The organism is Devosia sp. WQ 349K1, from assembly GCF_016595685.1.
Classification (GTDB): Bacteria; Pseudomonadota; Alphaproteobacteria; order Rhizobiales; family Devosiaceae; genus Devosia.
In genome coordinates this window covers 170757-197745 of the sequence record NZ_JAENGO010000004.1, presented here as the reverse complement: position 1 = coordinate 197745, position 26989 = coordinate 170757, and the positions used below count along the sequence as shown (strand labels likewise).

General features: G+C 58.1%; 25 protein-coding genes and 3 tRNA genes. 15 read left to right on the top strand and 13 right to left on the bottom strand.

Features of this window, described 5'->3' with window-relative positions; all coding sequences use genetic code 11:
* Positions 1–26 precede the first annotated feature (26 nt).
* From JHL21_RS09840 to JHL21_RS17990, 3 genes are all read right to left on the bottom strand, one after another.
* Positions 27–305 carry a DUF1153 domain-containing protein gene (locus tag JHL21_RS09840; RefSeq protein ID WP_035085775.1) on the bottom strand — a complete coding sequence of 93 codons (279 nt, stop codon included), beginning with the start codon at positions 303–305 and terminating at the stop codon, positions 27–29.
* A gap of 139 nt (positions 306–444) precedes the next feature.
* The gene (locus JHL21_RS09835) at positions 445–1137 is read right to left on the bottom strand and encodes a flagellar hook assembly protein FlgD (protein WP_182394347.1); all 693 of its coding nucleotides are present in this window, start codon (positions 1135–1137) and stop codon (positions 445–447) included.
* A gap of 10 nt (positions 1138–1147) precedes the next feature.
* Positions 1148–2653, bottom strand: a complete 1506-nt coding sequence (locus JHL21_RS17990; RefSeq protein WP_200213211.1) for a flagellar hook-length control protein FliK — start codon at positions 2651–2653, stop codon at positions 1148–1150.
* A gap of 250 nt (positions 2654–2903) precedes the next feature.
* Here JHL21_RS17990 and mnmA point away from each other — a divergent pair, with 250 nt between their 5' ends.
* Complete coding sequence (gene mnmA / locus JHL21_RS09825) at positions 2904–4055, top strand: tRNA 2-thiouridine(34) synthase MnmA (protein WP_200213210.1); 1152 nt, start codon at positions 2904–2906, stop codon at positions 4053–4055.
* A 46-nt stretch (positions 4056–4101) separates the two neighbouring features.
* Here the strand turns inward: mnmA and JHL21_RS09820 are convergent, their stop codons facing one another.
* Positions 4102–4296 carry a hypothetical protein gene (locus JHL21_RS09820; protein ID WP_169195368.1) on the bottom strand — a complete coding sequence of 65 codons (195 nt, stop codon included), beginning with the start codon at positions 4294–4296 and terminating at the stop codon, positions 4102–4104.
* Between the two features lie 105 nt (positions 4297–4401).
* On the opposite strand from JHL21_RS09820, the gene JHL21_RS09815 reads away from it, so the two are divergent.
* The 3 genes from JHL21_RS09815 to JHL21_RS09805 all read left to right on the top strand — a co-directional run bounded on the left by JHL21_RS09815 (position 4402) and on the right by JHL21_RS09805 (position 7750).
* Positions 4402–4953: an RNA polymerase sigma factor gene (locus JHL21_RS09815; RefSeq protein ID WP_200213209.1), complete on the top strand. Its 552-nt coding sequence runs from the start codon at positions 4402–4404 to the stop codon at positions 4951–4953.
* 173 nt (positions 4954–5126) lie between these two features.
* Entirely contained in the window at positions 5127–6959 is a 1833-nt protein-coding gene (locus JHL21_RS09810; RefSeq protein ID WP_254082002.1) for a VWA domain-containing protein, read from the top strand.
* Positions 6960–7033: 74 nt separating this feature from the next.
* Positions 7034–7750, top strand: coding sequence for a hypothetical protein (locus tag JHL21_RS09805; protein WP_182394342.1), 717 nt, complete (start codon positions 7034–7036; stop codon positions 7748–7750).
* 42 nt (positions 7751–7792) lie between these two features.
* Here the strand turns inward: JHL21_RS09805 and JHL21_RS09800 are convergent, their stop codons facing one another.
* The 4 genes from JHL21_RS09800 to JHL21_RS09785 form a co-directional block, all read right to left on the bottom strand.
* Positions 7793–8743, bottom strand: a complete 951-nt coding sequence (locus JHL21_RS09800) for a ring-cleaving dioxygenase (RefSeq protein ID WP_200213206.1) — start codon at positions 8741–8743, stop codon at positions 7793–7795.
* 184 nt (positions 8744–8927) lie between these two features.
* On the bottom strand, positions 8928–9932 hold the full coding sequence (locus JHL21_RS09795) for a DUF4344 domain-containing metallopeptidase (protein ID WP_200213204.1): 1005 nt from the start codon (positions 9930–9932) through the stop codon (positions 8928–8930).
* Between the two features lie 20 nt (positions 9933–9952).
* Complete coding sequence (locus JHL21_RS09790) at positions 9953–10954, bottom strand: DUF4344 domain-containing metallopeptidase (RefSeq protein ID WP_182394336.1); 1002 nt, start codon at positions 10952–10954, stop codon at positions 9953–9955.
* A 138-nt stretch (positions 10955–11092) separates the two neighbouring features.
* On the bottom strand, positions 11093–11449 hold the full coding sequence (locus tag JHL21_RS09785; protein WP_200213203.1) for a DUF2200 domain-containing protein: 357 nt from the start codon (positions 11447–11449) through the stop codon (positions 11093–11095).
* A gap of 87 nt (positions 11450–11536) precedes the next feature.
* On the opposite strand from JHL21_RS09785, the gene JHL21_RS17720 reads away from it, so the two are divergent.
* From JHL21_RS17720 to JHL21_RS09755, 6 genes are all read left to right on the top strand, one after another.
* A complete protein-coding gene (locus tag JHL21_RS17720; protein ID WP_248305980.1) occupies positions 11537–11791 on the top strand; it encodes a hypothetical protein in 255 nt (84 codons plus the stop codon).
* 222 nt (positions 11792–12013) lie between these two features.
* The gene (locus tag JHL21_RS09775; RefSeq protein ID WP_200213201.1) at positions 12014–13261 is read left to right on the top strand and encodes a putative DNA modification/repair radical SAM protein; all 1248 of its coding nucleotides are present in this window, start codon (positions 12014–12016) and stop codon (positions 13259–13261) included.
* Between the two features lie 5 nt (positions 13262–13266).
* Positions 13267–14763: a UdgX family uracil-DNA binding protein gene (locus JHL21_RS09770; RefSeq protein ID WP_200213199.1), complete on the top strand. Its 1497-nt coding sequence runs from the start codon at positions 13267–13269 to the stop codon at positions 14761–14763.
* Positions 14764–14800: 37 nt separating this feature from the next.
* Positions 14801–14877: transfer RNA gene (locus tag JHL21_RS09765), tRNA-Met, on the top strand.
* Between the two features lie 195 nt (positions 14878–15072).
* Positions 15073–16497 (top strand): FAD-binding oxidoreductase, encoded by a 1425-nt coding sequence (locus tag JHL21_RS09760; RefSeq protein ID WP_200213198.1) that lies wholly within the window; start codon positions 15073–15075, stop codon positions 16495–16497.
* A gap of 95 nt (positions 16498–16592) precedes the next feature.
* Positions 16593–16668, top strand: a tRNA-Phe gene (locus JHL21_RS09755).
* A gap of 338 nt (positions 16669–17006) precedes the next feature.
* Here JHL21_RS09755 and JHL21_RS09750 read toward each other — a convergent pair.
* The 4 genes from JHL21_RS09750 to JHL21_RS09735 form a co-directional block, all read right to left on the bottom strand.
* Positions 17007–17750, bottom strand: a complete 744-nt coding sequence (locus JHL21_RS09750; protein WP_200213196.1) for a fumarylacetoacetate hydrolase family protein — start codon at positions 17748–17750, stop codon at positions 17007–17009.
* A gap of 44 nt (positions 17751–17794) precedes the next feature.
* Positions 17795–18430 carry an exopolysaccharide biosynthesis protein gene (locus JHL21_RS09745; protein ID WP_200213192.1) on the bottom strand — a complete coding sequence of 212 codons (636 nt, stop codon included), beginning with the start codon at positions 18428–18430 and terminating at the stop codon, positions 17795–17797.
* Positions 18431–18492: 62 nt separating this feature from the next.
* Positions 18493–19215, bottom strand: a complete 723-nt coding sequence (locus JHL21_RS09740; protein ID WP_200213191.1) for a Bax inhibitor-1/YccA family protein — start codon at positions 19213–19215, stop codon at positions 18493–18495.
* A gap of 167 nt (positions 19216–19382) precedes the next feature.
* Positions 19383–20831, bottom strand: a complete 1449-nt coding sequence (locus JHL21_RS09735) for an FGGY-family carbohydrate kinase (RefSeq protein WP_200213190.1) — start codon at positions 20829–20831, stop codon at positions 19383–19385.
* A 125-nt stretch (positions 20832–20956) separates the two neighbouring features.
* On the opposite strand from JHL21_RS09735, the gene JHL21_RS09730 reads away from it, so the two are divergent.
* From JHL21_RS09730 to JHL21_RS09715, 4 genes are all read left to right on the top strand, one after another.
* Positions 20957–21883, top strand: coding sequence for a substrate-binding domain-containing protein (locus tag JHL21_RS09730; RefSeq protein ID WP_169195397.1), 927 nt, complete (start codon positions 20957–20959; stop codon positions 21881–21883).
* 41 nt (positions 21884–21924) lie between these two features.
* Positions 21925–23448 (top strand): sugar ABC transporter ATP-binding protein, encoded by a 1524-nt coding sequence (locus tag JHL21_RS09725; RefSeq protein WP_200213189.1) that lies wholly within the window; start codon positions 21925–21927, stop codon positions 23446–23448.
* 1 nt (position 23449) lies between these two features.
* Positions 23450–24409 carry an ABC transporter permease gene (locus tag JHL21_RS09720; protein ID WP_200213187.1) on the top strand — a complete coding sequence of 320 codons (960 nt, stop codon included), beginning with the start codon at positions 23450–23452 and terminating at the stop codon, positions 24407–24409.
* A 204-nt stretch (positions 24410–24613) separates the two neighbouring features.
* Positions 24614–24689: transfer RNA gene (locus tag JHL21_RS09715), tRNA-Phe, on the top strand.
* Between the two features lie 67 nt (positions 24690–24756).
* On the opposite strand, the gene JHL21_RS09710 is transcribed toward JHL21_RS09715, so the two are convergent.
* Positions 24757–26076 carry an MATE family efflux transporter gene (locus JHL21_RS09710; protein WP_200213186.1) on the bottom strand — a complete coding sequence of 440 codons (1320 nt, stop codon included), beginning with the start codon at positions 26074–26076 and terminating at the stop codon, positions 24757–24759.
* Positions 26077–26256: 180 nt separating this feature from the next.
* Here JHL21_RS09710 and JHL21_RS09705 point away from each other — a divergent pair, with 180 nt between their 5' ends.
* On the top strand, positions 26257–26976 hold the full coding sequence (locus JHL21_RS09705; RefSeq protein ID WP_169195401.1) for a FadR/GntR family transcriptional regulator: 720 nt from the start codon (positions 26257–26259) through the stop codon (positions 26974–26976).
* Positions 26977–26989: the final 13 nt, after the last annotated feature.

Sequence of the window (26989 nt, the reverse complement as noted above, 5' to 3'; positions counted from 1 at the left end):
CAAGTTGGGCCGGAGCCCTACGCATTTTATCCCTCTCGGTAATGCTGAATCCAAGTGGTGCGCAGCCCCGCAAGGCCGTGCTTGTCGATGGCTGCCTGCCAATTGAGAAACTCATCGACGCTGAGCGTATAACGCTCACATGCTTCTTCTAGGCTTAGCAGCCCACCGCGAACGGCAGCAACAACTTCGGCCTTCCGACGGATAACCCACCGTCGTGTATTGGCTGGGGGCAGATCCGCAATAGTTAGCGGGCTGCCATCCGGGCCAATAACGTACTTCACGCGAGGACGCATCTGTACGGTCATTTTACTCTCTACTCAAACCTGACCATATGATGGTGAGAGTAGGGCAGTGGCCTTAAAATACCCCTAAGGGGAAACTTACAATAGGTTAACAGTAGCGTGTGATTGCGGACAGCTTTTGGCCTGCACACGGCAGTCTATTTCAACTGCCAGTGGCGGGTGGCGGTGTCGTCACTTGGCCGGTGCTGCGCACGCTGGTGACGTCCTTGAGGGCGACCTTGTTGCGTCCAACGGTGAGGACCGGCTCAGCACCGCTAAAATCGACGGCGGTGACGACTCCAACGCTGGAGGTCGATATCGAAATGGCGTTGCCGCTCACATTGGTGCCGGTGATCTCGATTGTGTAGACGCCGTCGGGCTGCTTGTTGCCGTCCGAACCCGCTCCGGTCCAGAGGAAGTTGCCGACGCCCGCATTGAGCGAGCCCTGCTCCACATAGACCACGCTGCCTGTCGCATTCTTGATGGTGACCGTCGCGTTGGCGACGGGTGAGGCGGCGTTGTACGTCCACATCGCCCCGCCCTCTTTGAGCTCCCCAGTTTTGCCCGAGGCGGTCACTTCCTTGCCAATATAGGAGACCGCATCGACGCGACCCTGATTCTGCGTATTGGCCAGCAGAGCTTCCAAGAAGTCATTGGTCTTGAGCTGCTGCTCAACCCCAGTGAACTGAACCAGTTGTTGGGTGAACTGGTTCGTATCCAAGGGGTCGAGCGGATTTTGGTTTCTTAGCTGCGTCGTCAGAATCGACAGGAATGTGTCAAAGTTCTGCGCGATCGTTGATCGCGCAGTTGACGAGGCCGACGTGGTTGATGAGCCAGTTACGCCGTTTACAGCCATTTGAGTTCACCTAAGCAAGGATGTTGAGCCCGCTAGCTTGGAGTGAGCCGCGGTAGAGCGTGACCTGTGGAACAGGTTCGGATGTCGTATCGTCGGATTCGAGCAACGCTTCTGCGCGATCAAATGGGCTGCCGTCGCGATTGGCTTGCTGGTCATTCTGCTTGAGTGAGAATTCGAGCGTAGCGCGATGGGCATCGATGCCGGCTTGTTGCAGCGCACGTTCAAGTGCGCGCTGGTCGCGTTGCATCATGTCGAGGGTTTCTGGCCGTTCGACAATCAGTTTGGCGTTCAACTGACCATTCTGGTCCACGTCGAGACGCACATCAATGCGACCCAGCTCGGCTGGATCTAGGCGAATCTGGAAGCGGGAGATGCCGCCCTCCATCTGCCTGGACATTTCAAAGGCTATCGCCGGAATGTTGAGCTGTTGTTGGCTCGACAAATAGGTCTGCGGAATAGTGCGCAGGGCGGCAGCTTCAATTTTTATGTCTGCGGTTTGCGCAGTTGGAACGTCAACGATCTGGGTCGACGCTGGAATTATATCTGCCAGCTTGGCAGTGGTCGGGGCAGCCACAGGGCGACGGTCAGCAGGTGCGCCGTCGTTCGACTGCTTGGCGTCACTGTTGTCATCGCCTGAAGATGCCGTGCCGGTTTCGGCAAACTTGGGCTCGGAAAGTGTCGTCGGCGCCGAAGACGTGTCCTCAGCACTGCCTGCCAGAAGCTGGTCGGACATTTTGAGCGACGGAACTGCCAATACCGGGCCGGTGGGTTGGTCTGCTGCTGATTTGGCGAGGCGGAGAAGAGATTGCTCGACGTCATTGGGGCGCGGCTTGTCGCCGGCAAGTCCCAAAGAAGCGAGCTTGTTGGCGTCGACTTCGCCAGCCTCGATAGCGGCAAGCAGCTTGGCCAATTTCTCATTGATCTGCGCGATAGCTTCCGCGGCCTCGGCAGATTTATCGAGGCCGTTGGTGCCCCCGAGCGACCGGATCAGCGTGGCGAAATAGCCTTCTGCCGAGGTCGCATCGTTCGGCACGCCATTGAGCAGCGCTGTGAGATCAGCTGAAGCGGTCAAAGCTTCAAAATCGACGCCCATCTGATTGGCCAGCTGGCTCAACGTGTTGTTGATTTGCGCCAGCAATTCAGGGTCCAATGCCTGGCCACTTTCCAAGCTGTCGCGGAGCTGCGCCAGAGCGTCGCTCAACGCAACCAATTGTGTGGTATCGATAGGCGGCGGCACCGGCGCAGCTGTGGGATCAACGACTTCGATTTCTTCGTTGTCTTCAATAGGAGCGGGTTCGTGCTGGTCACCGGCAGAATTAGTCGGCTCAGTAGGAGGCGGGGCATCCTTCTTGGGAGCAGGTTCCACCGCTTTGCTCGTATTGGTGCCTGAAAGCAGCGCTGCGAAATCGCTGCCGCCTGAGTTTTTGCCATTGCTGGGCTGGCTCTGCTGGCTTGCAAATGCCTGAGCCGCCGCACTGGAGCTGCCACCATTGATAGCGAAAGAATTAGGAGCCACTGGGAGCCTCAATACACAATACTGAGCGTTGTGATGCAAAACCCCTGCCATTTTGAGGTCTGCTCAGTAAACTCAAGGATTTCAGTGGTGTAGCGGGATTGTTATGCGGTAGCCGCTCTGGGTGTCCGAGTAAGAACTACCGTGTTGGGGCAAAAGCTGCCGGGTAGGAATGGACAGCGCTAACGCTTCGGCGTAGAACGCGCCCCACAGTTTCCGCTGGCCCTTGAACCCATCCGGACACAAAAGAGAAATGTTGAACTCGCTTGATATTGCCAAGCGCCCCGAAGACACTCGCGTTGTTGTCGCGATGTCCGGTGGCGTAGACTCCTCCGTTGTTGCTGGCCTTCTTGCCCGTCAGGGCTATGAAGTTGTCGGCGTTACGCTTCAGCTTTATGACCATGGCGAAGCCACCCACCGTAAGGGTGCGTGCTGTGCTGGCCAGGACATTCATGATGCGCGTCGCGTTGCTGCTAAGCTCGGCATTCCGCACTATGTTCTCGATTACGAAGAACGCTTCAAAAACTCGGTGATTGAGCCCTTCGCCAATGCCTACCAGCAGGGCGAAACGCCGGTGCCGTGCATTGCGTGCAATCAGTCGGTTAAGTTCGTTGATCTGATGACGGTCGCGCGTGACCTTGGTGCCGATGTTTTGGCAACGGGGCATTATGTGCAGGACCGTATTGGGGCCGACGGCAAGCGCGAGCTTTACCGTCCGGTCGATAGCGACCGCGACCAGACGTACTTCCTCTTCGCCACCACTCAGGACCAGCTCGACTTCTTGCGCTTCCCGCTCGGCGGGATGGGCAAGCCGCAGGTGCGTGAACTAGCGCGTGAGCTCGGGCTTGAGATTGCGGAAAAGCACGACAGCCAAGACATCTGCTTTGTGCCGCAGGGGAAATATTCCGACATCATCCGCAAGATGCATCCGGAAGCCTTCTCGACGGGCGAGATTGTGCATTTGGACGGGCGCGTGCTCGGCGAACATGACGGTATCGTCAATTACACTATTGGTCAGCGTAAGGGGCTCGGCGTTGCTGCCGGGGAGCCGCTTTACGTGATTAAGCTCGAGCACAAGACCGGGCGCGTCATTGTGGGTCCGCGCGAAGCGCTCAAGACCCATACCGTGCGTTTGCGCAATGTGAACTGGTTGGGTTCGGTGCCGTTGGCCGAAGCAGCGTCGGGTAATGGCGCCCCTGTGGAAGTGAAGGTGCGGTCCACGCGTGGTCCGCAGCCCGGCGTCATTCAAATGCGTGACGGCGAGGTTTATGTGACCTTGGTCACTGGCGAATACGGCATCTCGCCCGGGCAGGCTTGCGTCTTCTACGTTGACGATAGCCAAACCAGCCAAGTCCTCGGCGGCGGCTTTATCGCTGAAGCCGTGCCGCAGGCGCTGGTGGCATAGTTTGAAATTGAAGTGGGCCTCATCAATTCGGTGAGGCCCATTTTGTTTATTGGGCTGGTGCCACTTCGACCTGGGCTGGCGTTGCCGTTTTGGCAGCGTTGTTCGCTTCCTTCAGCGCCTCATAGGTGTGCAGACCACCCATCGACATCGAAATGGTGATGATGGCCAGCAGCGCGCCCATGCAAAGAATGAGAATGCGTCCACTGGTTAGGCCGAAGGGGAGGGGCTTTTTCTCGGTCATTGGCTCGTTCCAAACTTTTTTACCGCACACACCCAAGGAGTGGTGCTTGTGGGGCGTCTTACTCTGCACAATAGCTGTTCGAGTAAAAATGTGCATGCTCAAGTGATGGGACTGTCCGCCGCACCAGAGCCAAAAACTTCAGCGACGAGCCATGCGCTAGCGATCCGCGCGCGCAATGGTGATCCTGAGGCTTTTGGCGTGCTTATAGCTGAGCACTATGATGCAATCTACCGTACCGCTTGGCGGTGGTGCGGAAATCGAGACGACGCCGAAGACATCGCTCAGGAAGTTTGCGTCAAGATCGGCCAGGCCATTGCCGGGTTTGACGGACGCAGCGCTTTTTCAAGTTGGGCCTATCGCATTACGTTCAATGCCGTGCGCGACTTTCAACGCGCGCGGCAAACACGTGGGAACTATGCCAAGGCTTATTCGCAGGTCTCACTCGATAATCGGCCAGCCGAACAGGAAATGGCCACCACAAGCAATGAGCTTTGGGCGGCGGTGCGCACACTTCCTGAGAAACAACGCGACGCTGTGCTCTTGGTCTACGCCGAAGAGCTGAGCCACGCGGAAGCCGCAGACATTATGGGTATCAAGGAGGCCACTGTGTCCTTCCATGTCCACGAAGCCCGCAAGACTTTGAGGGGGTTCTTATGAGCCACCAGAACGATCCATTTTCCTCGTTGAACCGCGTAGAGCCGCCAGCACCGCGAAACGATGCGCGCGCTCGTGCTTTGGCCGCCGCGAGCGCTGCCTTTGCGACGGCTCAGGCCGAGGGAGCGCAAAAAAACGAAAGGCCGACCCAAGGTTCTGCTTGGGGGAACCGTCTTATGTCCATCATCAAAAACCTCTCGAAGGGTTCGATCATGGATATGCGTCTTCCTATCGGCAGTTTGGCCATTGCTCTCGTTGTGCTGCCACTCGGGTATCATCTGTATAACTCGACGGCGCTGACCCAAGCCCCGTCTGTTGTTCAAACCGAAGCAGAAACGCAGAAGCTTGAAGTGGTGCCGGCCGAGCCCGCTGTTGTGCCAGAGGTATTGGCAGAAGCTGCGCCCGCTATTGCGCAAGAAGCGCCTGCGGCGCCCGCGCTCGACATGGCCATTGCCCCGCCGCCCGCGCCATTGCCATCAGAGGCGATCATGCGTGCGCCAGCGCCATCGGTTGGAGCCATCGCCACCCGCCAAGCGGCGCCGATGGTGCAGGGCGGTGCACCTATGGCCGCAATAGCCGAAAACCCTGTAGGTGGCAGTTTTACCGAGTTTGACGAGCAACGCCTCAAGGTCGCGGCTGAAGAGCCGGTTTCGACATTTTCCCTTGATGTTGATACGGCCAGCTATGCCTTCACGCGCCGAGCGCTCAACGATGGCTTCGTGCCGCCAGCGGACGCTATTCGTATCGAAGAGCTGATCAATTATTTTCCTTATGATTATGCCGCGCCGGAGGCGGATGGCGCGCCGTTCTCCTCTGAGGTCAAAATCTTCCCGACGCCGTGGAACAATAAGACCCAGATCATGCAGATCGGCATCAAGGGTAGCGATGTGGTGCATGAAGAAACCAGCAGTAACCTGGTGTTTCTGATCGATACGTCTGGATCGATGGAGTATGCCGACAAGCTCCCGCTGCTCAAACGCGCCTTTGCGCTTCTGCTGGATCAGCTGTCGGATGACGATACAGTCTCCATCGTCACTTATGCAGGCTCTGCTGGCGTGGCGCTCGAGCCTACGAGCGCGAACAATAAAGCCAAGATCATGGACGCACTTGATCAGCTCTACGCCGGAGGCAGTACGGCTGGGGCGGAAGGGATTGAGCTCGCCTATAAGCTGGCTGAGCAAGCCAAGATTGCAGGGGGCACCAATCGGGTGATCCTCGCCACCGACGGTGATTTCAACGTGGGTATTGATGACCCGCGTGCCCTGGAGAAATTCATCGCGATCAAGCGTGACAGTGGCATTAGCCTGTCTGTTTTGGGTTTTGGGCGGGGCAATCTTGATGATGCGACCATGCAGGCGCTCGCCCAAAATGGGAACGGCAATGCCAGCTATATTTCGAGCTTTGCTGAAGCTCGAAAAGTGTTGGTTGAGGAGGTGGGTGGAACGCTCCACACCATAGCCAAGGACGTCAAAGTTCAGGTCGAGTTCAATCCGGCAGTCATCGCCGAGTATCGTCTGATTGGTTACGAGACCCGCGCATTGAACCGCGAGGATTTCAACAATGATGCGGTGGATGCGGGCGAGGTCGGTGCCGGGACGACTGTAACGGCGCTTTACGAAATTACCCCGGTGGGATCGGGTGGGGAGCACGTAGACCCGCTGCGCTATGGGCAGACCTCGCCAACTGGGGCGGCCGAGGAAATCGCCTTTTTGAGAATGCGCTATAAGGCGCCTGAAGGCACCGTTTCCGAGCTAATCGAAGTGCCAATTACGCCCGAGGTGGTTTATGGCGACATTGTCGATGCTGGCGTTGACGCACAGTTTGCCGCCGCTGTTGCCGCCTTTGGTCAGAAGCTGCGAGGCTCTTCTTATGGGAGATCTATGAGTTGGGATGAGATCAAAACCCTCGCGCAAGCTGGGCGAGGCAATGACGAGGGAGGGTATCGTGCTGAGTTTATCCGCCTCATCGGCGACGCGGCAGCGCTACAGCCAGACCGTGCGGTAAAATAATAGGAGGGGCCGGACAAACCGGCCCCTTGTTTTTTGGTTATGCTGGCAGATGCCTAGACGGAGGAGAGCGGACTGTGCGGGGATTTGATTTTTCGACTTGGCAGGGAGTGCTCACAAGTCTGATTGGCATCGCTTTGTTTGCTCTGGTTGGTATTGGCATTCGGCTGGTGATGATGACGACTATTCAGCAGCGCCAGCAGCGAATGAACCGGCAAATCAATGAGCGGCTTAAAACACTGATCGCTGCCTATAAGGTTTTGGGTGGCTCCTTTACGGGACGCCTATCGGTTGATCCGCGCCATTTGCGTGACATCCGTGCAGCAGAAAAAGCCGCTGCCGAAAGTGGGGAGGTCGAAAGCTCTCCGCGTACGATGAGTGACGAAATGTTCGAACGGGTGCGCCAGGTGCGCGATGCGGTGGAGGCCGCACTGTCGGACATTATTCTTTTGGGCACTGATGAACAGGTTCGGCTTGCCGAGAAGGCGGCGCGAGAGTTGGTCGCTGGCAATCAAATCCATACCCATGACCTCGTGGTGTCGCTGCGCAATTATATTCGTGACGCGCTTGACCTAGATCCCATTCCCAAAGACCTCGAAATTCCGATGCAAGGTCCCACACGTCCTGCCGCTGGCGGTGCTCGTGGCGGACGTGGCGCGGGTTCAGGCGGTGGACGTGAAGGAGGCGGTGGCCAAGGGGGAGGGGGCGCCGGTGGCACTGGCGGCGGGATGGGAATGGGACTTGGCATGGGAGGGCGCGCGGCAGACGACGGGCTCCCGCCATCTCGACCATAGGGCACAAAAGCAAAGGCCGGAGTTTCCTCCGGCCTTTAGTTTTTATTCGAGTGGTTTCAGGCCCGCTTCGATTTGAGCGCGGTGCGGCTCAAGGAATGGTGGTAGCGCTAGGCTTTCGCCCAGAGTTTCCATTGGTTCGTCGGCAGCAAATCCGGGAACGTCTGTCGCCAGTTCGAACAGGATACCGTTCGGCTCACGGAAGTAGAGCGAGGTGAAGTAGAAGCGCTCCACTTCGCCCGAGGAGCGAATGCCGAAGCTGTTGATGCGATCGATCCAGGCGCGCAGATCATCCTGATCCTTGGTGCGGAAGGCGACATGGTGCACCCCACCAGCGCCCGGGCGAGCCCGTGGCAGATCTGGGTTGACCGAGACATGCACTTCAGCGCCCGGACCGCCGGGACCCATTTCGTAAACGAAGACCTCGCCCTTGCTGTCGCGCGCCGGATAGTTGCGCACCTGACGCATGTTCATGACGCGGGTCAGCATGGCATCGGTTGGAGCCAACTCCGGCACAGACAGCGTGATCGGGCCAAGGCCGATAATCTGCTTGTCGGCAGGAACCGGCGACTTCGCCCAAGGAACAACCTTGTTCTTGTCGTCGACGAGGAGGCGGAAGCGTTGGCCTTCGAAATCCTCAAAATCCATCGATACATGGCCAAAGCGTTCTTTGATGCCGCTGGTCGCCACATTCTGATCAGCCAGATGCTCCTTCCACCATTGCAAGGTCGCTTCGCTATCAACACGCAGGCCGGTGCGGCCGACGGTGTGATTGCCGCGCTGTTCACGCATGGTGGGGAAGTCGAAGAAGGTCAGGTCCGCGCCCGGCGAGGCAACGCCGTCACCATAAAACAGGTGATAGGCCGAGGTGTCGTCCTGATTGACCGTCTTCTTGATCAGACGCATGCCCAGGGTCTTCGTGTAGAATTTCAGGTTGCGCGGTGCATCTGCCGTCACTGCCGTCAGATGGTGAATGCCGCCAAGTTCCAGGGTCATTTTGTATTCTCCTAGCGCGGCGCCAGTGCGCCGTTGTTCGAGACTGAATGTATGTCAGGATTAGGGGTTCAGAAACTGCGTAATAAGCAACGGATTGGTGTCGATTGATGAACAGTCGGGCGCAGCAGAAATAGAAGAGCCCCGACCGAGGCCGGGGCTTTGTGATTGGGGACTATGAGACGGATCAGTTCGCCTGTGGGGTCATGAACGTCTCAATGAGATATTTCCAGCCGCCAGAGTAGCGCGCGTATTCCTGAGCGCATTTGCTGACACGGCTGAACGGGACAAGATTGAGATCATCCGTTTTCGCGATCCATTCGGCTTCACGACCGACGATGAATTCAGGGTGGTCATTGTAGAAACTATTGAGCATCGTGCCGCCCGAGACAACGATCTCGGCATAGGTTTCCGGGGCGGCACCCATGAGCAGACACATGATGTCGATGCTGCGCTTGGCACCGAACGTATGGGTGTCGGCCCAATATCTTTGGTTCACCTCCACCCCCACCGGAAGCAAGCTTTCAAAGAAGTAGGCACCCAGTAGAGCGAGGCGTGAGGAGCGCTCCTGCAGGGGTTGCCCGGGTTCATCTGCCGCGAGCAAAAGGAAGGTGGCGAACTGGTCTACGGCATCTTCTTCGCGGCCCGTGACGGGTAGTTCGAACAAATCGACCATGCCGTGGCCGATCTCGTGGAGCATTACGAATGCTGTTGAGCCGAGAAGAACTTCGACCTGGTCGGCCCACTTAAAGGCGTTCCGATAGGTGTCCTCTTTCTCCTGAAAGCTCTGGTTGAACCCGGTTAAGAGCTCGTAGCACATACTTATTTCTTTTAAGGCCGGGCTCCAGTACGCGTTGGATTCCCCGCAGTTCTTAAATCGGACCGGTACGTCCTGCGGCAGGGCAATCTGATCGGCAAGTGAGTCCAGCAAGCCAACGAACGCTGGCTCGTTCTGCAGCGTCGTTCGTACGAGCGCTTCTGCGCGCGTTGTCGTTTCCTCGAAGGAGACGATGAACCGGTGCTCGCCGAGTTGCTGACCGGCCGCTGCACCAGGTTCGAGAGCCTCAAGGTCAGCTTTTTCGATCAGGGTTGGCGTTTCAACATTATCTGCGGCGCCGGTGTCCTGAGCCAAGACTGCGGTTACGCCAAGGGAGAGAACCGCTGTGGCAAGAACGAGAGATGTGAGTTTCATGTGTGTCTCCTCGTTCCCGCTCAGTTCGACTTCGGGGTCATGAAAGTTTCAATCAAATAGTCCCAGCTCGCCTCATATTTGGCATAGTCCATAGGGCACAGCCGAGCGCGCATCCACGGGATGAGATTGAGATCGTCCGCTCGGTTCAGCGCTTCAACCAGTGCAGGACCTGTGAAGGCGTCTGGGTTCTGCGCGGCGTAGTCGGCGATCATGGTGAAACCGGGCATTACTGGTAAGGAGTAAGCGTCGGGATCGGAGCCAAATACCATGCAGAGCATGTCCATGCCGCGCTGTTGCGCTAAGCTGTGCTCATCGCCCCAGTAGTGGCGCGGCGCACGTTCCATCGGCAGTTCTGTCCTCATCATGCCATAGGCGGCCAAGAGGGCTAGGCGCGACGGGCGCTCCGCCAGTGCCTGATCCTCTTCATCGGAGTTGGTGACGATAAAGATTGCAAATTGATCGACCACGTCTTCTTCGCGGCCGGTGATGGGCAAGTCGAAGAGTGTCACCATTCCATGGCCGATTTCGTGCAGGAGCACGAAAAGCGTTGAGCCAATGGTGACTTGGCGGTGGTCCGCCCATGGGAAAATTGGTGCGAACTTGTTGTCCAGCGTCGAATAATCATCAAAGAACTGGGCCGCGAGTTCGTAGCACATGGTTACGGTATGGTCGTTGCGGCTCCAGTAGGCATTGGGTTCGCCGCACTCTTGGAAAATCACGGGCACGGTTTCAGGAAGGGCGATCTGGTCGGACAGCTCGTCGAGAACGCTGGCAAAAACGCCAGTTCGTTCAAGCATATTCTTGATCAGAGCGAGTTCGTTGTTTTGTGTCGGAGCGAACTCTAAGGTGAATCTATATTGGCCAAGTGCATCACCGACGACTTCCCCGGGGAGTAGTTCGAGCGGGACGCCGGCTTCTAAAGCCATGAAATCTTGGTTGGTCTCGCTTGGCTCTGCTTGCGCAAAAGCCGGATTTAGGGCCAAAGCCAACATCCCCACTGCGCCGAAACACGCAAGTCTCATACTTATTCTCCTGCCCGCAATTTGTGCTCGCTCAGTGATTTACGCTGATCGCCTAGGGCGCGGTCAAGGATGTTCTGTAAATAGTACTTACTGATTTTTGCCGGTATGCAGCGGGTTAGGCTCAAGCACGGGCTTGGATTAGCTTCGCATGATTTTACTGAGTGCTTTGCCCTTGGCCAATTCATCGACCAATTTGTCCATGAAGCGGATGTTCTGAACGGTCTCATCGTCGATGTCTTGAACGCGGACACCGCAGATCACGCCCGTTATGAGTGACTTAGCAGGATTGAGTTTTGGCGCTCGGGCAAAGAAGGCTTCAAGCGTGCGTTCATCTGCTATCGCCTCGGCCAGGCTCTGCGCATTGTGGCCGGTGAGCCAGAACAAGACCTGGTCGAGTTCCTCTTTCGAGCGTCCTTTACGCTCAATTTTTTGCAGATAGAGCACATAGATTTTGCCGAATGTGTAATTGAATAGGCGTGTGTGATCGCTATCCATGTTCTGGCTCGTTCCAGTTAAGAGTATGGTGATTCACAAAACTTGCGAGAAATTATTGACTATGCTGAAATCCCTGCGGAGGATTTCATGACGAAGAATATTTCTATTGTGGCTCTCGCGCTTATCGCGATTGTTTTCTGTTTTCCGGTATCTGACAGCTTTGCGCAAGAAGGAACGCGTTGTAACATTAAGGGCAACGTCAGCACTCGTGGCGAGAAGATCTACCACGTTCCCGGGCAGCGTTATTACGCCGAGACCCGCATTAGCGCGTCGCATGGAGAGCGCTGGTTTTGTTCCGAACAAGAAGCTCGGGCCGCAGGCTGGCGTCGATCGAAGGTGTGAAGGCGGCTATAGTTCGTGACATCGGCCGGCTGACCATTCCATTCGCGGCGGTAATGTCGTTGAGTTGTGGTTCTGACTTCGGGTGATTGATCCTGCGTCTATTTGTGGATCGACATTCTGACAGGCTGTGAAGGGGCGGGGATAAGTCCACTTCACATTCCTGCAATCCTATTTTCATCCCGCCGCTTGTCGCGCTACAAGGGCGAGAACAAAGGATGAACAATGGCTCCGCTGACTCTCAACCGTAAGCTCGCTATTCTCGCCGATGCAGCCAAGTATGATGCGTCTTGCGCGTCGAGCGGCACGGCGAAGCGCAATAGTTCGGACGGCAAGGGGATTGGCTCGACCGAGGGGAGCGGCATTTGCCATTCCTATGCACCCGATGGCCGCTGCATTAGCCTGCTCAAGCTGCTGCTGACCAATTTCTGCATCTATGATTGTGCTTATTGCATCAATCGTTCGTCCTCCAATGTTCAGCGCGCGCGGTTCTCTGTCGAAGAGGTCGTCAACCTCACGCTCGATTTTTACCGTCGCAACTATATTGAAGGCCTTTTTCTATCATCGGGGATAATTAAATCGCCGGACCATACGATGGAGGAGATGGTGCGCGTGGCCAAAGCGCTGCGCGAAGTGCACCATTTCAAGGGCTATATCCATCTTAAGGTTATCCCAAATGCCGCGCCGGAGCTGCTTATTGAAGCCGGACGGTGGGCCGATCGCCTCTCGACCAATATTGAGCTGCCGACCGACGTGGCGCTGGAAACCTTGGCCCCCGAAAAGCGACCATCGGAAATCCGTACGGCCATGGCCAATTTGCGGGGCAAATTGGATGAGGCTAAGCCCGATAAAAAGCCGCTGTTGAGCAAGGCTAAAAAGCAGAAATTCGCGCCTGCCGGGCAGTCCACGCAGATGATCGTGGGCGCAGACGGGGCCAATGACAGCGCAATCCTTACCCGCGCGGCCGGGCTTTATTCGGGCTATCGGCTGAAGCGGGTGTACTACTCTGCATTTTCGCCCATTCCCGATGCATCGTCGCGCCTGCCGCTGAAGGCACCGCCGCTGATGCGGGAACATCGGCTCTACCAGGCCGATTGGCTTATTCGGTTTTATGGATTTGATGTCCCTGAAATTGTTTCGGGTGGGGATGATCAGGGGCTGCTTGATCTTGCGATTGACCCCAAATTGGCTTGGGCCCTGAAACAGCGACAGAATTTTCCCGTGGATGTGAACCGCGCTGATCGGGAAATGTTGCTGCGCGTGCCTGGGCTTGGCGTGCGTAGCGTTGATCGCATCATCGCTTCTCGTCGGTTCCAGCGCCTGAGGCTTGAAGATGTGGCGAGGATGGCCGCGTCTATCGACAAGGTTCGACCCTTTATCGCGGCCTCTGATTGGACGCCGGGCGGGTTGACCGATGATGCAAAGCTTCGTGAGCGCCTCGCGCCGCCACCTGAGCAAATGAGCTTGTTTTAAGCGCTATGTTGGCGATCCGACTGATCAAGCCCAACGATCTTGACGAATGGCGCGGCAAGGCGCGTCGCCTGTTGGCGGCAGGCGTTGCGCCGCATGACGTTGTTTGGCGCTATGGGACAGACCAAAACGGGCTGTTCGAAGCGGGGGAGGAGCTGCTGCCGGAAGCCAATGGCCCCGTGGGATCCGTGCCGAAGGAATTTATTGAGCTGGCGCGTGGCGCGATACAGCACTCCGATCCTGCTCGGTTCGACGGGCTTTATCGATTGTTGTGGCGGCTGCAAAAAGACCGCTCTCTGGTGCATGTCGCCTCTGATCGCGACATGCTTCTGCTGACGCGGCTCGCCTCCGGGGTGAGACGAGACAGCCACAAAATGAAAGCCTTTGTGCGGTTTCGGCGGCTCGAAGACGAGAGCTGCGCCAATGGCGAACATTTTTTCTCGTGGTTTGAGCCGGAACACTTTGTGCTCGAGGCGACGGCGCCCTTTTTCGTACGCCGCTTTGCCAGCATGGATTGGGCCATTATCACACCCTCTGCCAGCGCCTTTTGGGATACGGAGACGCTCACTTTTGGGCCTGGTGGCCAAAAGAGCGATGTTCCGCAAGAGGATAGCGTCGAGGACGATTGGCGCACCTATTATCGGTCCATTTTCAATCCGGCGCGGTTGAAGGTGTCGATGATGAAATCGGAGATGCCGGTCAAATATTGGAAGAACCTGCCTGAGGCCGAAGAGATTGGAAGCCTCATCCGTGATGCCAAGGCAATGGAATTGCAGATGATTGCGCAGGCAAGCTCGCAACCGCCAGCGCGCCATATGCGGATGCAGGACCGCGTTGTGGCATCGCAGCCGGTAGATATTGAAATCCTCGCCGACGCGCGGGAGGCAATTCATTCTTGTAAAAACTGTCCGCTTCACGAATTCGCCACCCAGCCCGTGTTTGGCGAAGGTCCGGAAAACGCAGAGTTTTTGTTTATCGGGGAACAGCCCGGCGACAGCGAGGACCTGGCGGGAAAGCCCTTCATTGGGCCTGCGGGGCAAGTGTTTGATGAGGTTTTGGGTCGGGTCGGGATCGACCGAAAAAAGATCTATGTGACCAATGCGGTCAAACATTTCAAATTTGAACCGCGGGGCAAGCGCCGGATCCACCAAAGGCCTAACGCTGGCGAAGTTCAAGCGTGTCGGTTCTGGCTCGATATGGAGATTGCTATGGTGAAGCCCAAAGTAATCGTGGCCTTGGGCGCGACAGCGGCCGAGAGCTTGCTCGGTCGGCGCGGCGTTTCTATTGCCGAGAGCCGCGGGAAGCCGTTCGCATTGGACAATGGTGCGCTCCTTTTTGTGACCAATCACCCCTCCTATCTCCTAAGGCTGCCGGACCCTGCAGTGCGGCAGGAGGAAATGGAAAAGTTCCAATCGGATCTGACACTTGTGCGAAACCTCATGATGGAAAAGGATATTCACAGCCTTGGTGCTGAAGCGCTTGACTTCAAAAGCAGACGGTTTTAGTAAGTCGCTCATCGGCGCACAACGCTGATGCCCTTGAGGCGGAGTAGCTCAGTTGGTTAGAGCGGCGGAATCATAATCCGTGTGTCCCCAGTTCAAATCTGGGCTTCGCTACCAATTTTAAGGCCCTGAAAACGAAAGTTTTCGGGGCCTTTTGGTATTCGGCGTTCTGTTTTTTGGTCGGCTTATGCTGCGGTTTTCGTGGCAGGGGACGACGCTATGCTCTGCTCAAACTTGCACAATTGTTATCAAGAGGAACCACCCACGCCGCCTGAGGTTTCGTTGTCATGACGTGATTTTAGGATGGTCGGGATGAAGCTGACGCGACGGAATGTGTTGCTCGGATCGGGAGGTCTTCTTCTGGCGGGTGCTGGCGCGATCACAATTCCCATGGCGTTGCGTCCGGGCAGTTTACAGGCGTCTAAGTCGCGTGCCCGGCCTGTGAGTGGGCAAGGAACCCCGCCAGCGGAAGCCGACGTTGTCATTATCGGCGCGGGGATCATGGGCGTCTCCACGGCGCTCTTTCTGGCCGAAAAAGGCCTTTCAGTCGTCGTTTGCGAAAAGGGCCAAGTGGCGGCGGAGCAATCGAGCCGAGCCTATGGTCAAGTCACCAATTTTGGTCTGCCGCAGGAGGTTGTCGAGCTTGGCCAGCAGAGCAAAATGCTCTGGCAGGGGATGAACGCCCGGATTGGGCAAGATACGAGCTATCGGGCCTATGGGCGGGTGCAGGCTTTCAAGGAAGACAGCGAGATCGAAGAGGCGCGTGCGTGGCTGGCAAAGGCCGAAGCCGTGGCGCCTGTTCAGGCTCCTATTCGGGCTCGATTTGTCGAGGGGGCAGAGCTGGAGCAGCTGTTGCCCGGGGCGCAATCGGAGTGGAAAGCTGGGTATTATCAAGATGATGATGGCGGGATGGAGCCTGCGTTTGCAGCGCCTGCTGTTGCCGAAGGAGCGATGGCGCGGGGCGTGACCATTGTTACCGAGTGTGCTGTGCGCGGGTTTGAAACTGAGGGTGGGGCGGTGTCCCATGTCATCACCGAAAAGGGGGGCGTGCGGACCAAGGCCTTGGTGGTTGCGGGTGGGAGCTGGTCGCGGTTGTTCCTTGGCAATGCCGATATCAACTTCCCGGTTCTGCCGGTTTACCTGTCCCAGCAACGCATTGCTGGGGTGGAGGGGCCGCCAGCGGTGGGGGCCGCAGGAAGGGTGGTTTGGCGCAAGGAAGTGGACGGGAGCTATTCGAACGGTCCTCGTTTTATGACCGCTCCGATTTTGCGCGATAGCTTCTCGCTGCTGTTTGATTTCCTGCCGGTTCTGCCGGAAATGCTTTCTGGTGATACGCCGCTTGATATGACTTTAGGCTCTGATTTGCCTCGGTCTTTTGGCATTGAGCGCTCTTGGAAGCTCGATCAGCAAACGCCGTTTGAGCGGGCCCGTATTGTGGCGCCAACGCATAATGATGGCACGCTGGATGCCTCTTTCGGCTGGCTGAAAGACGAGTTTCCGGCGTTCAAGGAGGGGCGTGTTATCGAGCGTTGGGGTGGCATGGTCGATGTCGCTAAGGACGAGATTCCGGTGATCAGTCCGGTGCCGAGTACGCAGGGACTTTTTGTCATGGGCGGATTCACTTTCGGCCTGACGCAGGGGCTTGGCGCGGGGGAGCTTATGGCGGATCTGGTCGCCGGGGATGTGCCGAAAATTAACGCCAAGAACTTTGAATTGGCGCGGATCACTGCGGGTTGAAATGTTTCTTTTCCACAGCGGGTGTTCTTGCTTGCGCGGAAAAAAGACATGTCCTATAAGGCCCTCGGTTCGCAGCAATGTTGCGAATTATGGTTGCCCGGGTAGCTCAGTTGGTAGAGCAGCGGATTGAAAATCCGCGTGTCACTGGTTCGATTCCGGTTCCGGGCACCACTTATTTCCCTAAATTGAAAACATGATCAGTCTAGCTGATCGCTCGTGCTGCACGAGTGGGCGTTGCTGTGGCTTTTGGCTGGCACTTATGGGCTTGAGCTTGGGCGCGGGATGGGCCTTTGGGGGCTTGTTGATGGCCGCAAGCGAGGCGGCTATGGGCGCTAAAGCTTGAGACATGTTGGGGATTTCAGACAGCGCAGTTGGCGCGGTGATGGCCGTCGAAATTCGACTGGCGGTTTCTCGATAATATCTCAAATTGATAGGGCGGGGATGGCGCTCAAAACTAAGGGCTACACCGAGGTGCAGCCCTTGAGAAAATGCGTGACGTCTAAACTCGATTAGACGAGCGTTGCGGTGATGGTTTCAAAACCCGGTGCGGTGATGGTGATGGTCTTGCCGTTGAGCGGCAGAGCGCCAATGCGCGCGCCGGTGATGATCACGTCGCCTGCCTTGAGTGGGGTGCCGCGCGAAACTGCGTGGTTGGCGAGCCAAGCGAGCGAGCGCAGCGTGCGTTCGGTGGTTGGGCCTTCGGTGACCTTGCCAATGGACGCGCCATCAACCAGCAGATCCATTTCCAGCGTGCCCAGTTCGGCCAGATCATCAAAGGAGCGGGACGCGCCGAAAATCACGGCGCCATTACTTTGCAGATCGGCAATGCCGGCGAGCGATGGGGTGGCTGCTGGATTGGCAAAGCGGGGTGCGAGGATTTCAATGGCCAGCTGCGTGGTACCAATGGCGGCGAGCACGTCCGCGGGGCCATAGGCGCCATCAAACGCTGGTAGGTCGCTCTTGAGCGTCACCGCAACTTCAGCCTCGACAAGCAGAGCGGCTTTGGTGTTGAGCGCGATTGCGTCGCCCGCTGGGAAGACGAAGCTGGCAGGAATAGGGGAGGTAAGTGGCTCAGCGTCGGCAGGATAGGGCTGCACTTTCCATGCGCCAATCGGGCCGAGCGCGGCGACGACTTCGGACTGCACCACATAGGCCTCAGCGCGGTCTTTGGGGACGAGGTTTTCGTCGAGGGTTTCGATCAGTGTTCCGGCATTATGCTGGGCAAGCAGAAGATTGGACAAGGCGAGCGACATAGAATTTCCTCGTGGTCTAGCGCGCGGGGGAGCGGGTTTGGCGATCAGAATATGGCCGTTAAGGCCAGCCAGGCGGCGAAGGCAAAGGCTGCAACGACGCCTGAAACGATAATGACTGAAACTATGGCTGTGACCGTGCCTGCGATGACCCATAGGCCATCACGCTGGATGAGCCCGAGCGCCAGAATGCAGATGGCAATGGCGGGGAGCATGTTGCCGAGCGGGATGGGCAGGAAAAGCACGATCGCCAGAACGAGCATGATCGCGCCGATGATGTATTCGGCGGGCGGCTTGGTCAGGACAGTGAGGCGCGGGCGCATAAGGCGTTCGGCCTTTGCCAGCCACGGGCCAATTTTATTGAGGATGCGGGCGAAGTCCGCCCGCGCAAACGAGCGGTCAGCGATCAGGGCAGGCAACCAAGGGGCGCGGCCCAGCATGAGCTGCGCGGCCAGAAACAGCAGCGGCGCACCCAAAACGCCCGAAACGCCGGGTGGCACGGGGATGGTGTTGGGGACGGCAAAAACAAAGAGCATGGCCGCAATGGCCCGCTGGTCGAGTTCGGCTAGAAGATCGCGAATGAAGATGCGGTCACGGTCGGTGCGGTCCGCGATCCGCTGCAGAGCGGTAGAGAGGCTATAGGCTTCGTCGGTAACGCTTGCGCTGGGATCTTCATTCAACATTGGCAATCCTTGGCCGAAAGGAGGAGCGCTGTAAGATCAATACCCTACAGCGCGCCAAAGGATTAGTCCTCTTGTTGCCCGGTCAGGCTGAGCAGCAGTTGGAAGATATTGATGAAGCTGAGGTAGAGCGAGAGTGCGCCCATCACAGCGAGCTTCTGATTGCCTTCAACGCCGTTATGTTCGGAATACTGGTCCTTGATCGACTGGGTATCCCAAGCGGTGAGGCCGAGGAAAACCAAGATGCCGATGATCGAGACCGCGAACTGCAGGACGCTCGAGCCGAGGAAAATGTTGACGATCGAGGCGATGACCACGCCGATCAGACCCATGATCAGGAAGGAGCCGAACTTAGCCAGGTTCGCCTTGGTGGTGTAGCCGTAAAGGCTCATCACGCCGAACATGGCCGCGGAGATAAAGAAGGTGCGGGCAATGCTCGCGCCGGTAAAGTTTAGGAAGATCGAGGCCATCGAAAGGCCCATGATGCCGCAGAAGGCCCAGAACATGGCCTGTGCCGCGCTGGCCGAGAGCGAGTTGATCTTGAACGAGAAGAACATCACGAAGCCCAGTGGGGCGAACATCACCACCCACTTGAGCGGCGACGAAAAGATCGGGACATAGAGCGCTGGCGTGTTGCCAACGAAGAAGGCAACCAGCCCGGTGATGACCAAGCCCAGACCCATGTAGTTATAAACGCGCAGCATGTGCTGGCGGAGGCCTTCGTCAAAAGCGGCGTTGCTCTGGGTCGCGGCCGCAGTGCCCCACCGCATATTGGGCTGAGATGACATCTTATTGGTACTCCATTCAAATATGCTTTCAGCGCGTGTGAGCGCCGCAATCACTGGTTTTGGTTTATCTCGTGAATTGACAAGGGCATAGGCTAAAGGCGCGCGGAAGTTCAGAAATTTGGATTTTCCGGCGGCACGCGCTGTGTCGCGCCAGTTCAGACCCTTGCTTACGCGAAATTGAGCGCTTTCATCTGCTGGTAGAGCGTTCGGAATTGGCCGTGGCGGGCAGCGTAAAACGCTGAGTTGGCGGCATTGGGCACAAAGGTTTTGTCGAAGTGGACGAGACTGCGGACGGCCGCAGGCAGGGAGGCGAAAACTTGGCTGCCAACGCCAGCGATAATTGCTGCCCCGAGCGCTGCAGTGGCGTCGCCGTTGGCGCGCGCAAGCGGGATGCCCAAGACATCGGCGCGAATTTGACACCACACATCGGACTGTGCGCCACCCCCGCCAATGCGCAGGGTTTGGGGGGCGAAATCGGCTGAGCTGATGAGGGCTTCAAGGGCCCAGCGGGCCGAGTGGGCGACCCCTTCGAGCACGGAGATGGCCATGTCGCCGGGCGTGGTGGCCGAGGAGAGATTGGCGAAAACACCGCGCGATTGCGCATCCCAGATCGGGGCGCGTTCGCCCGCCAGGTGGGGAAGGAAAAGCGGGGTTTGGGCGGTGATGTCGACATCTTTCGCCAGTGCCGCCAACTCGCCGATGGGGCGATTGAGGAGGCCCGAAAGCCATGTGAGCGAAGCGCCGCCCGACTGAGTGGGGGCGGCGTGCATGCGAATGCCCTGATAGGGCGGGAAGAGAATGACGCCGGGGGTTGGCACAACTGTGTTGGAGACAATGCCCATGACTTCGCTGGTGCCGGATTGGTACATGGCGTCGCCGTGTTCAACGACGCCGCAGCCGAACATGCCTGCCCAAGCATCCATGGCGCCAACGCAGACCGGCGCGCCAGCACCGGGAAGGTCCGACTTTACCGTGCCGACGACGTGTTCATAGGAAAAGAGCGGGGGGAGGCGCGCCTCGGCGCCGGGGAGCAGATCGAGCAGCTCGGAGACATAGGCGCCAGCCTCGTTGACGAGGCCGACAGCGGCGACTGGATCGGAGGCGAGTGCGCCTGTGAGCTGGAGAGCGATGTAGTCTTTGGGAAGCAGGACCTGCCAAGTCTGGTTCCAAACTGCGGGTTCTGTGCGGGCAATATAGGCCATGCGCGAGAGGGCGTGGCTGGCGTCTATCGGCACGGGGCCGCCGAACCAGCGGGTTTTCTGTTCGGTGGTGACGGCGTCGTCGAGCTTGGCGGCATCGGCGGCGGCACGGGTGTCTTGCCACGTGAGGGCTGGGCGCAGAGCCTTTCTGTCTTTGCCAACAAACACATGAGAGTTGACCTGCGAGGTGAGGCCAATGCCCGCTAGCTCAGACAAATCCGCGACCTTGGCAAATTGGGCGAGGGCGGCGAGGACACTTTCAACCCAAGTATCAGGGGATTGCTCGGCCTTGCCAGCCTCTGATCGATCCATTGGGTGGGGGCGCGAAAAGCTCGAAATTTGCTGGCCGGAGGCATCAATGAGGATGGCTTTGGTCGCGGTTGTCCCGACGTCAATACCGATTAGGGTCAGGGCCATGCTCGTCTCCGTCCAATTCGCTACTTGCTCAGCGCTATTTGGCTCATATAGTGCCCCCACCACAAAGGAAAACAACCGTAGGCAATTGGTTTGCCTCCGGAAATTATGTGGAGGGAATTTTTCCAATGTCGCGCACAAAGCTCGCCGTATCCGGCTTGGCTCTTACGCTTGCAGTTTTGTCTTCGAGTGCCGCATTCGCCGCGAGCAAGGTGGCGATTGTCACCCCTTATATGGCGCAGCCGGGCACGCAATTTTACGTTGAAGCCTTCCAGGACTATGCCGAGGGGCAGGACTGGGATGTCAATGTTATCGACACTGCAGGCGACGTCGCCGCTGTCATCAGCCGCATTGAAGATCTCGTCATTCAGGGTGTTGATGCCATTGTGATCAACGTTGACCCGGCACAGGTGACTGCAGGGCTGCAGACCGCCAAGGACGCTGGCATTCCAGTGTTCGGCATGGATGCGGGCGCTGATAGCCTGCTCGTGACCAATGTGACCTCCAATGGCTATGCCATGGCGGCCGAAACCTCGACCTATGTTGCTGATCGTATCGGCGGCGAAGGCAATGTGGTGATGTTCATCTTTGAAGCCTTCCCACCGGTGCAGGTGCGTGGCGTTGTGGCTGATGCCGTGTTTGGCAACTTCCCCGACATCAAGGTGATCGACCGCGTAACCCCAGACGTGTCGGACGGCGGTATCGCCGATAGCCGCGCCAAGATGGAAGCAATCCTTGCGGCAAACCCAGAGCCAGGCAGCATCAAGGCTGTGTGGGCGGCTTGGGATCAGCCAGCATTGGGCGTGCTACAGGCGATTGAAGCGGCTGGGCGCGAAGGCGAAGGCATCATCATCACCGGTATCGACGCCAACCCACAGGCCAAGGAAGCGATTGCTGCTGGCGGCAATTTCGAAGCCTCGGTGGCGCAGGACTTTGCGGGCATTGGCGCGGCAACGGCTGACGCAGTTGCGCGTGTTCTTGCCGGCGAAGACATCCGCCAGTCGGCGATTTATGTGCCAACCAAGCTCGTAACTTCGGCAAACGCTGCCGAATAAGTTGCGCGGGCTCAAATTTCCGCGTTAAGGGAGTGGCCATTATGGCCTCTCCCACTCCGCTTCTTTCCGCGACCCGAGTTACGAAATCCTACGCGGGCGTGCCTGCGTTAAAAGGGGCGGACCTTGTGGTCGCTCCCGGCGAAATCCATGCGCTTATGGGCGAAAATGGCGCGGGGAAATCGACGCTTATCAAAATTCTCGCCGGGGTGGTGACGCCCGATAGCGCTGAGATCCGTGTTGACGGCACGCTGGTGAGTATCGAAAGCACCAAGGCGGCCTATAATCTGGGCCTGCGATTTATCCATCAGGAATTCAACGTTGTGCCGACGCTGTCGGTGGCCGAGAACATTTTCATTGGCCGCGACTATCCGCGCCGGGCGGGTGTTTTTGTCGATTGGGCCGCGCTGAACTCGGAAGCGCAGCGGGCGCTGACGCGGCTGGGGATCGACCATATTGATCCGCGCCGCACGCTGGGCGAGCTGTCGCTGGGCGATCAGATGCTGGTGCGCATTTCGGCGGCGCTGCTCGATGACGCCAAGGTCTATGTGCTCGACGAGCCGACGGCGGCGCTGACGCGCGACGAGAGTGAGCGGCTGTTCAAGGTTTTGCGCGAGATTCGCGCCTCGGGCAGCTCGGTTCTTTATGTGTCGCACCGGCTCGATGAGATTATGGCGCTGTGTGACAAGGCCACAGTGTTGCGTGATGGCACCTCCATCGACAGCGGCGCGATGAGCAATATTACGCAGGACGATCTCATTGCTATGATGATCGGGCGGCGGGTGGACGAGGCTTTCCCTAAGGCTGTGTCGCAGCCGGGCGAGGGCGAGGCTTTTGCGGCTCAAGCGCTGATGGCCAAGGGTATTGGACCGATTGAATTTGCGGTCCGTCCCGGCGAGATTTTCGGCATTGCCGGGCTTTCCGGTTCGGGGCAGGGCGAATTGGTCCGGGCGCTGTTTGGCGACCAGAAGATCACGAGCGGGCGCTTAACCCTCGACGGGGTGGACTATGCGCCAAAATCGCCGGGCGCGGCTTGGGAAGCGGGCGTTGCCTATGTGCCGCGCGAGCGACGGGCTGAGGGGCTGTTCATGCAGCGCCCGATCTATGAGAACATTACCGTTGCCCATTTGAAGCGCCATAGCGCGGCGGGCGTCTGGCTCAAGCCGGGGCATGAAAAAGCCTATGCGAGCGAAACCGGCGCGGCGATGCGCCTTAAGGCGGCCAGTGTTGGCCAGCCGGTTTATGAGCTCTCCGGCGGCAATCAGCAGAAGGTTGTCTTTGGCCGCGTGGTGGCGGGGCCGCCAAAACTGCTGCTCTTGGAAGAGCCGACGCGCGGCGTCGACGTGGGCGCCAAGTTTGATATTTACACCATTTTGCGCGATCTGGCGGCCAAGGGCACGGCCATCATTCTGGTGTCGACCGATCTGCCGGAGCTTTTGGGCATGAGCGACAGGATCGCGGTGATGCGCGAGGGGCAGTTCGACACCATTGTCGAGGCTCAAGGGCTCGCGGAAGACACTCTTATCAATCTTTGCTACGGCCGGGCCTCCGGCGTGAAGGTGGCCTAATATGCAGCACATTCGTCGCTACGGCACGCTGATCGGCTTTATCGCCATCGTTCTGTTCTTCTCGATCATGCTGCCGGGTACATTCCCGACCGCGCGCAACTGGCTCAATATCACCCAGCAGGTGTCGATGTTGATGGTGGTGGCGGCGGGCATGACCATTGTCATGACCATGGGGGATTTTGACCTCTCGGTGGGTTCCACTGCCTCGCTAGCGGGGATTGTCGCTGCGCTGATGATGGCGGCGGGGATGCCGGTGAGCACGGCTGTGCTCGGGGCGCTGGCGATCGGCCTGCTTGGCGGGGTGGTCAATGGCGTGATGGTGAGCTTTGTCGGGATTTTGCCCTTCATCGCGACGCTGGCGACCATGACCATGTTCTCAGGGCTGGCCTTTGTAGTCAGTGGCGGTAAGACGATTTCGGGACGGGCTATTCCGGAAGACTTTGGCACCTTTGCGCGTGGGGGGATCCCGTTGGGCGAATGGGGCGGGGTGGCGATCAGCCTGCCGAACCTCTCCATTATCGCGATTTTGGTGGTCTTTGCCGTGTGGGTGCTGTTGGAGCAGACGACGTTCGGCCGTCGCCTCTATGCCATTGGTGGGAATATGGAAGCGGCGCATTTGGGCGGCATTCCGGTCAAGCGGTTGCGCACGATTGCCTTTGCGCTCACCGGTTTTGCTGCGGCGGTGGGGGGCATTATGTATGCCAGCCGCGTGGCATCGGCCAATCCGGTGCAGGGCTCGGGACTGATGCTCAATGCGATTGCGGCGGTGTTTTTGGGCTCGACCATGTCGCGGCATGGTGAGCCGCGTATTTTGGCGACAGTCGTGGGCGTGTTGGTGCTCGGGGTGTTGGACAACGGGCTGACGCAGATGAGCGTTGATAGCTATATCCGACAGATTCTGGTGGGCGCGCTCATCTTGCTGGCAGTGGGCTTGGGCTCGCTGAGCAAGGCGCGGCGCTAATCCAGCGCAGACACGAACCAAACGCCGCGTTGATGACGCGGCGTTTTTTGTTGGTTGTGGGGCAGTTGGCGGCGTTGTGGGCGGCAAAATGATGGAAGCCTGTGGACAGCGAAAAAACTTGTGTTCACACACGCGTCTAGCAATTGCGAAGCGCGAAATGATGCCCTAGAAAGCGGGTGTTCGCAGACGTAAGGCGAGCAGGTTGCCCGGGTAGCTCAGTTGGTAGAGCAGCGGATTGAAAATCCGCGTGTCACTGGTTCGATTCCGGTTCCGGGCACCACTTTTCCCCTCCAAAAATTCAAAACGTTTCCAACGATGCCGGTTGTGGCGTTTGCGCGGCTTTGCGCCTAGAAATGGGTCTGCATTTGGTGGCGTAGGCGGAGGGCGAGGAGCAGGCCGCGGGACGCCATAAAGCTGACGAGGGCGATCCAGAGGCCGTGGTTATGCCAGAGCGGGATGATCGTGGCGGTGAGGCCGAAGAAGATCAGGGCCGACGCGAACATCATATTGCGCAGATCGCGCGACCAGCTGGCGCCGATAAAAACACCATCCATGAGGAAGGCGAGGAGGCCTGTAATCGGGATGAGCAAGGTCCACCAATAATAGGTTGAGATAAGCTCGGACACCGTTTCGTTCGGCGACATGGTGGCGATGAGGACATCTTTGCCAAGGAGCAGAACAGCGACGTAAATTGCCGTCGCTATGGCGCTGAATTTGGCGGCGAGAGCAATGGCGGCTTTAAAGCCCGCCGCATCGCGCCCGCCGACAAAGCGGCCCGAAAGCTGCTGGGTTGCAGTCGCCAGCCCATCCATCACCGCGCCGGACATATAAAAGACTGTCATCAACACGGCATTGGCGGCCATGACGTCAGGCCCGAAACTCGCGCCAATGCTGGTGAACGAGGCCAAGACGATAATGAGCGCGAGCGAGCGCAGAACCATATCGCCATTGACGAGCAGCATGCGACGGACCGCTGTCCAGTTCGGCACGGCGGCGAAGGCGCGTCGCCAATTTGGACGCAGTTGGGTCGTGAGCAGTGCGGCCCCAAAAAGCGCGGTGAGCGTTTCCGCGCAAACAGTGGCAAAGGCCGCGCCTTGTAGTCCCCAATCCAGATGCCAGACGAAAAAGATCGAGAGGGCGATATTGCTCAGGTTCAGGACGAGTTGCAGAGCAAAACCCTTGTGCATTTCACCTCGCCCGAGCACCCATCCCGTGAAGCAATAGGTGAGGAGCAGCATGGGCGCTGACCAAACGCGGATGCTGAAATAGGTCGCTGCGGCTGCGCGGATCTCGTCGCTGAGACCCATCAGGCCGAGCCCGAGATGTTCAGCGGGAAGCTGCAGGCCGATGGCGAGAAGGCCCAAGGTGAGGGCAATGACAATGGCGCGGAGGGGAACGGCCAGGGCTTCGCTGGTGTCTCCGGCGCCAAGGGCCTGAGCGGTCATGCCAGTGGTGGAGGAGCGCAGAAAATTGAGGCTAAAAAAGAGGAAGTTCAGGAGGATATTGGCGGCGGCGACGCCACCGAGCAATGCTGTGTCGCCAAGGGGCGCGAGTACTGCCAGGTCCACCGCACCGACGAGCGGCGTCGACATCGACGCCAACATGACAGGGGCGGCCATGACCAAGAGCGTGCGTGCAGTGACTTGTGGCTGCCGGCGGTCATGCATGTGCTCGAGGTCCAAAATCGCTAAATTGGTAGTGTGGTCATATCACCTGATAAAAACTTGCCATATAGTGGGTTATGGTTTTCTTTTCGCTGGCTGTGCTGGGCAAGAGCGCGTATTTTGCGAGCTGGACAAAAGAATTTGGGGGCGGGGATGGCAGATAACGGTGGAAGCGCCGGTGGTGTGAGTCAGTTATCTCGCCGTGTTGAAAAGAGTCCAACGCTCGTCGAGGAAGTTACCACTCGACTATTAGCCGATATTCGCACTGGCAACTTGCAGCCCGGCGCGCGCCTGCCAACCGAACGCGAAATGATGCAGCAACTGGGCGTGTCACGAACTGTGATCCGCGAAGCCGTTGCGCAATTGCGTGCCAGTGGCGTGGTGACGACGCGTCAGGGGCTTGGTGCTTTTGTATCGGCCGGTGCCCATCACCGTACTTTGCAGATTTCCCCCAATGACATGAAAGTCGTGGGTGATCTGATCAATTTGAATGAGCTGCGACTGGCGATCGAGGTTGAGGCCGCAGCGCGTGCGGCGGCACGGGCCAGCGCTGAAAGCATAGAACGCCTGCGCACGGCTCTGGACGATATTTCCGCAGCGATTGATCGTGGCGAAGACGGTGCTGAGGAAGATTTCCGGTTCCACCAAGCTGTCGCGGAAGCATCTGGTAATCCACATTTTCCCCGAACCTTGGATTTCCTCGGCCAGTATAGCGTGCCACGCCGCGCGACCAATGTTGGTGGCGTGAAAGACGCGTCCTATCTCAGCCGACTTCAGAACGAGCATCAGCAGATTTTTGATGCAATCAACGATGGCAATGCCAATGCTGCGCGTGATGCAATGCGCCAGCATCTCGAAGCGAGCTTGGCGCGGCTAGGGCGGTTGGCGCAGCAGGCACTCTAACGTCGAGCGGACG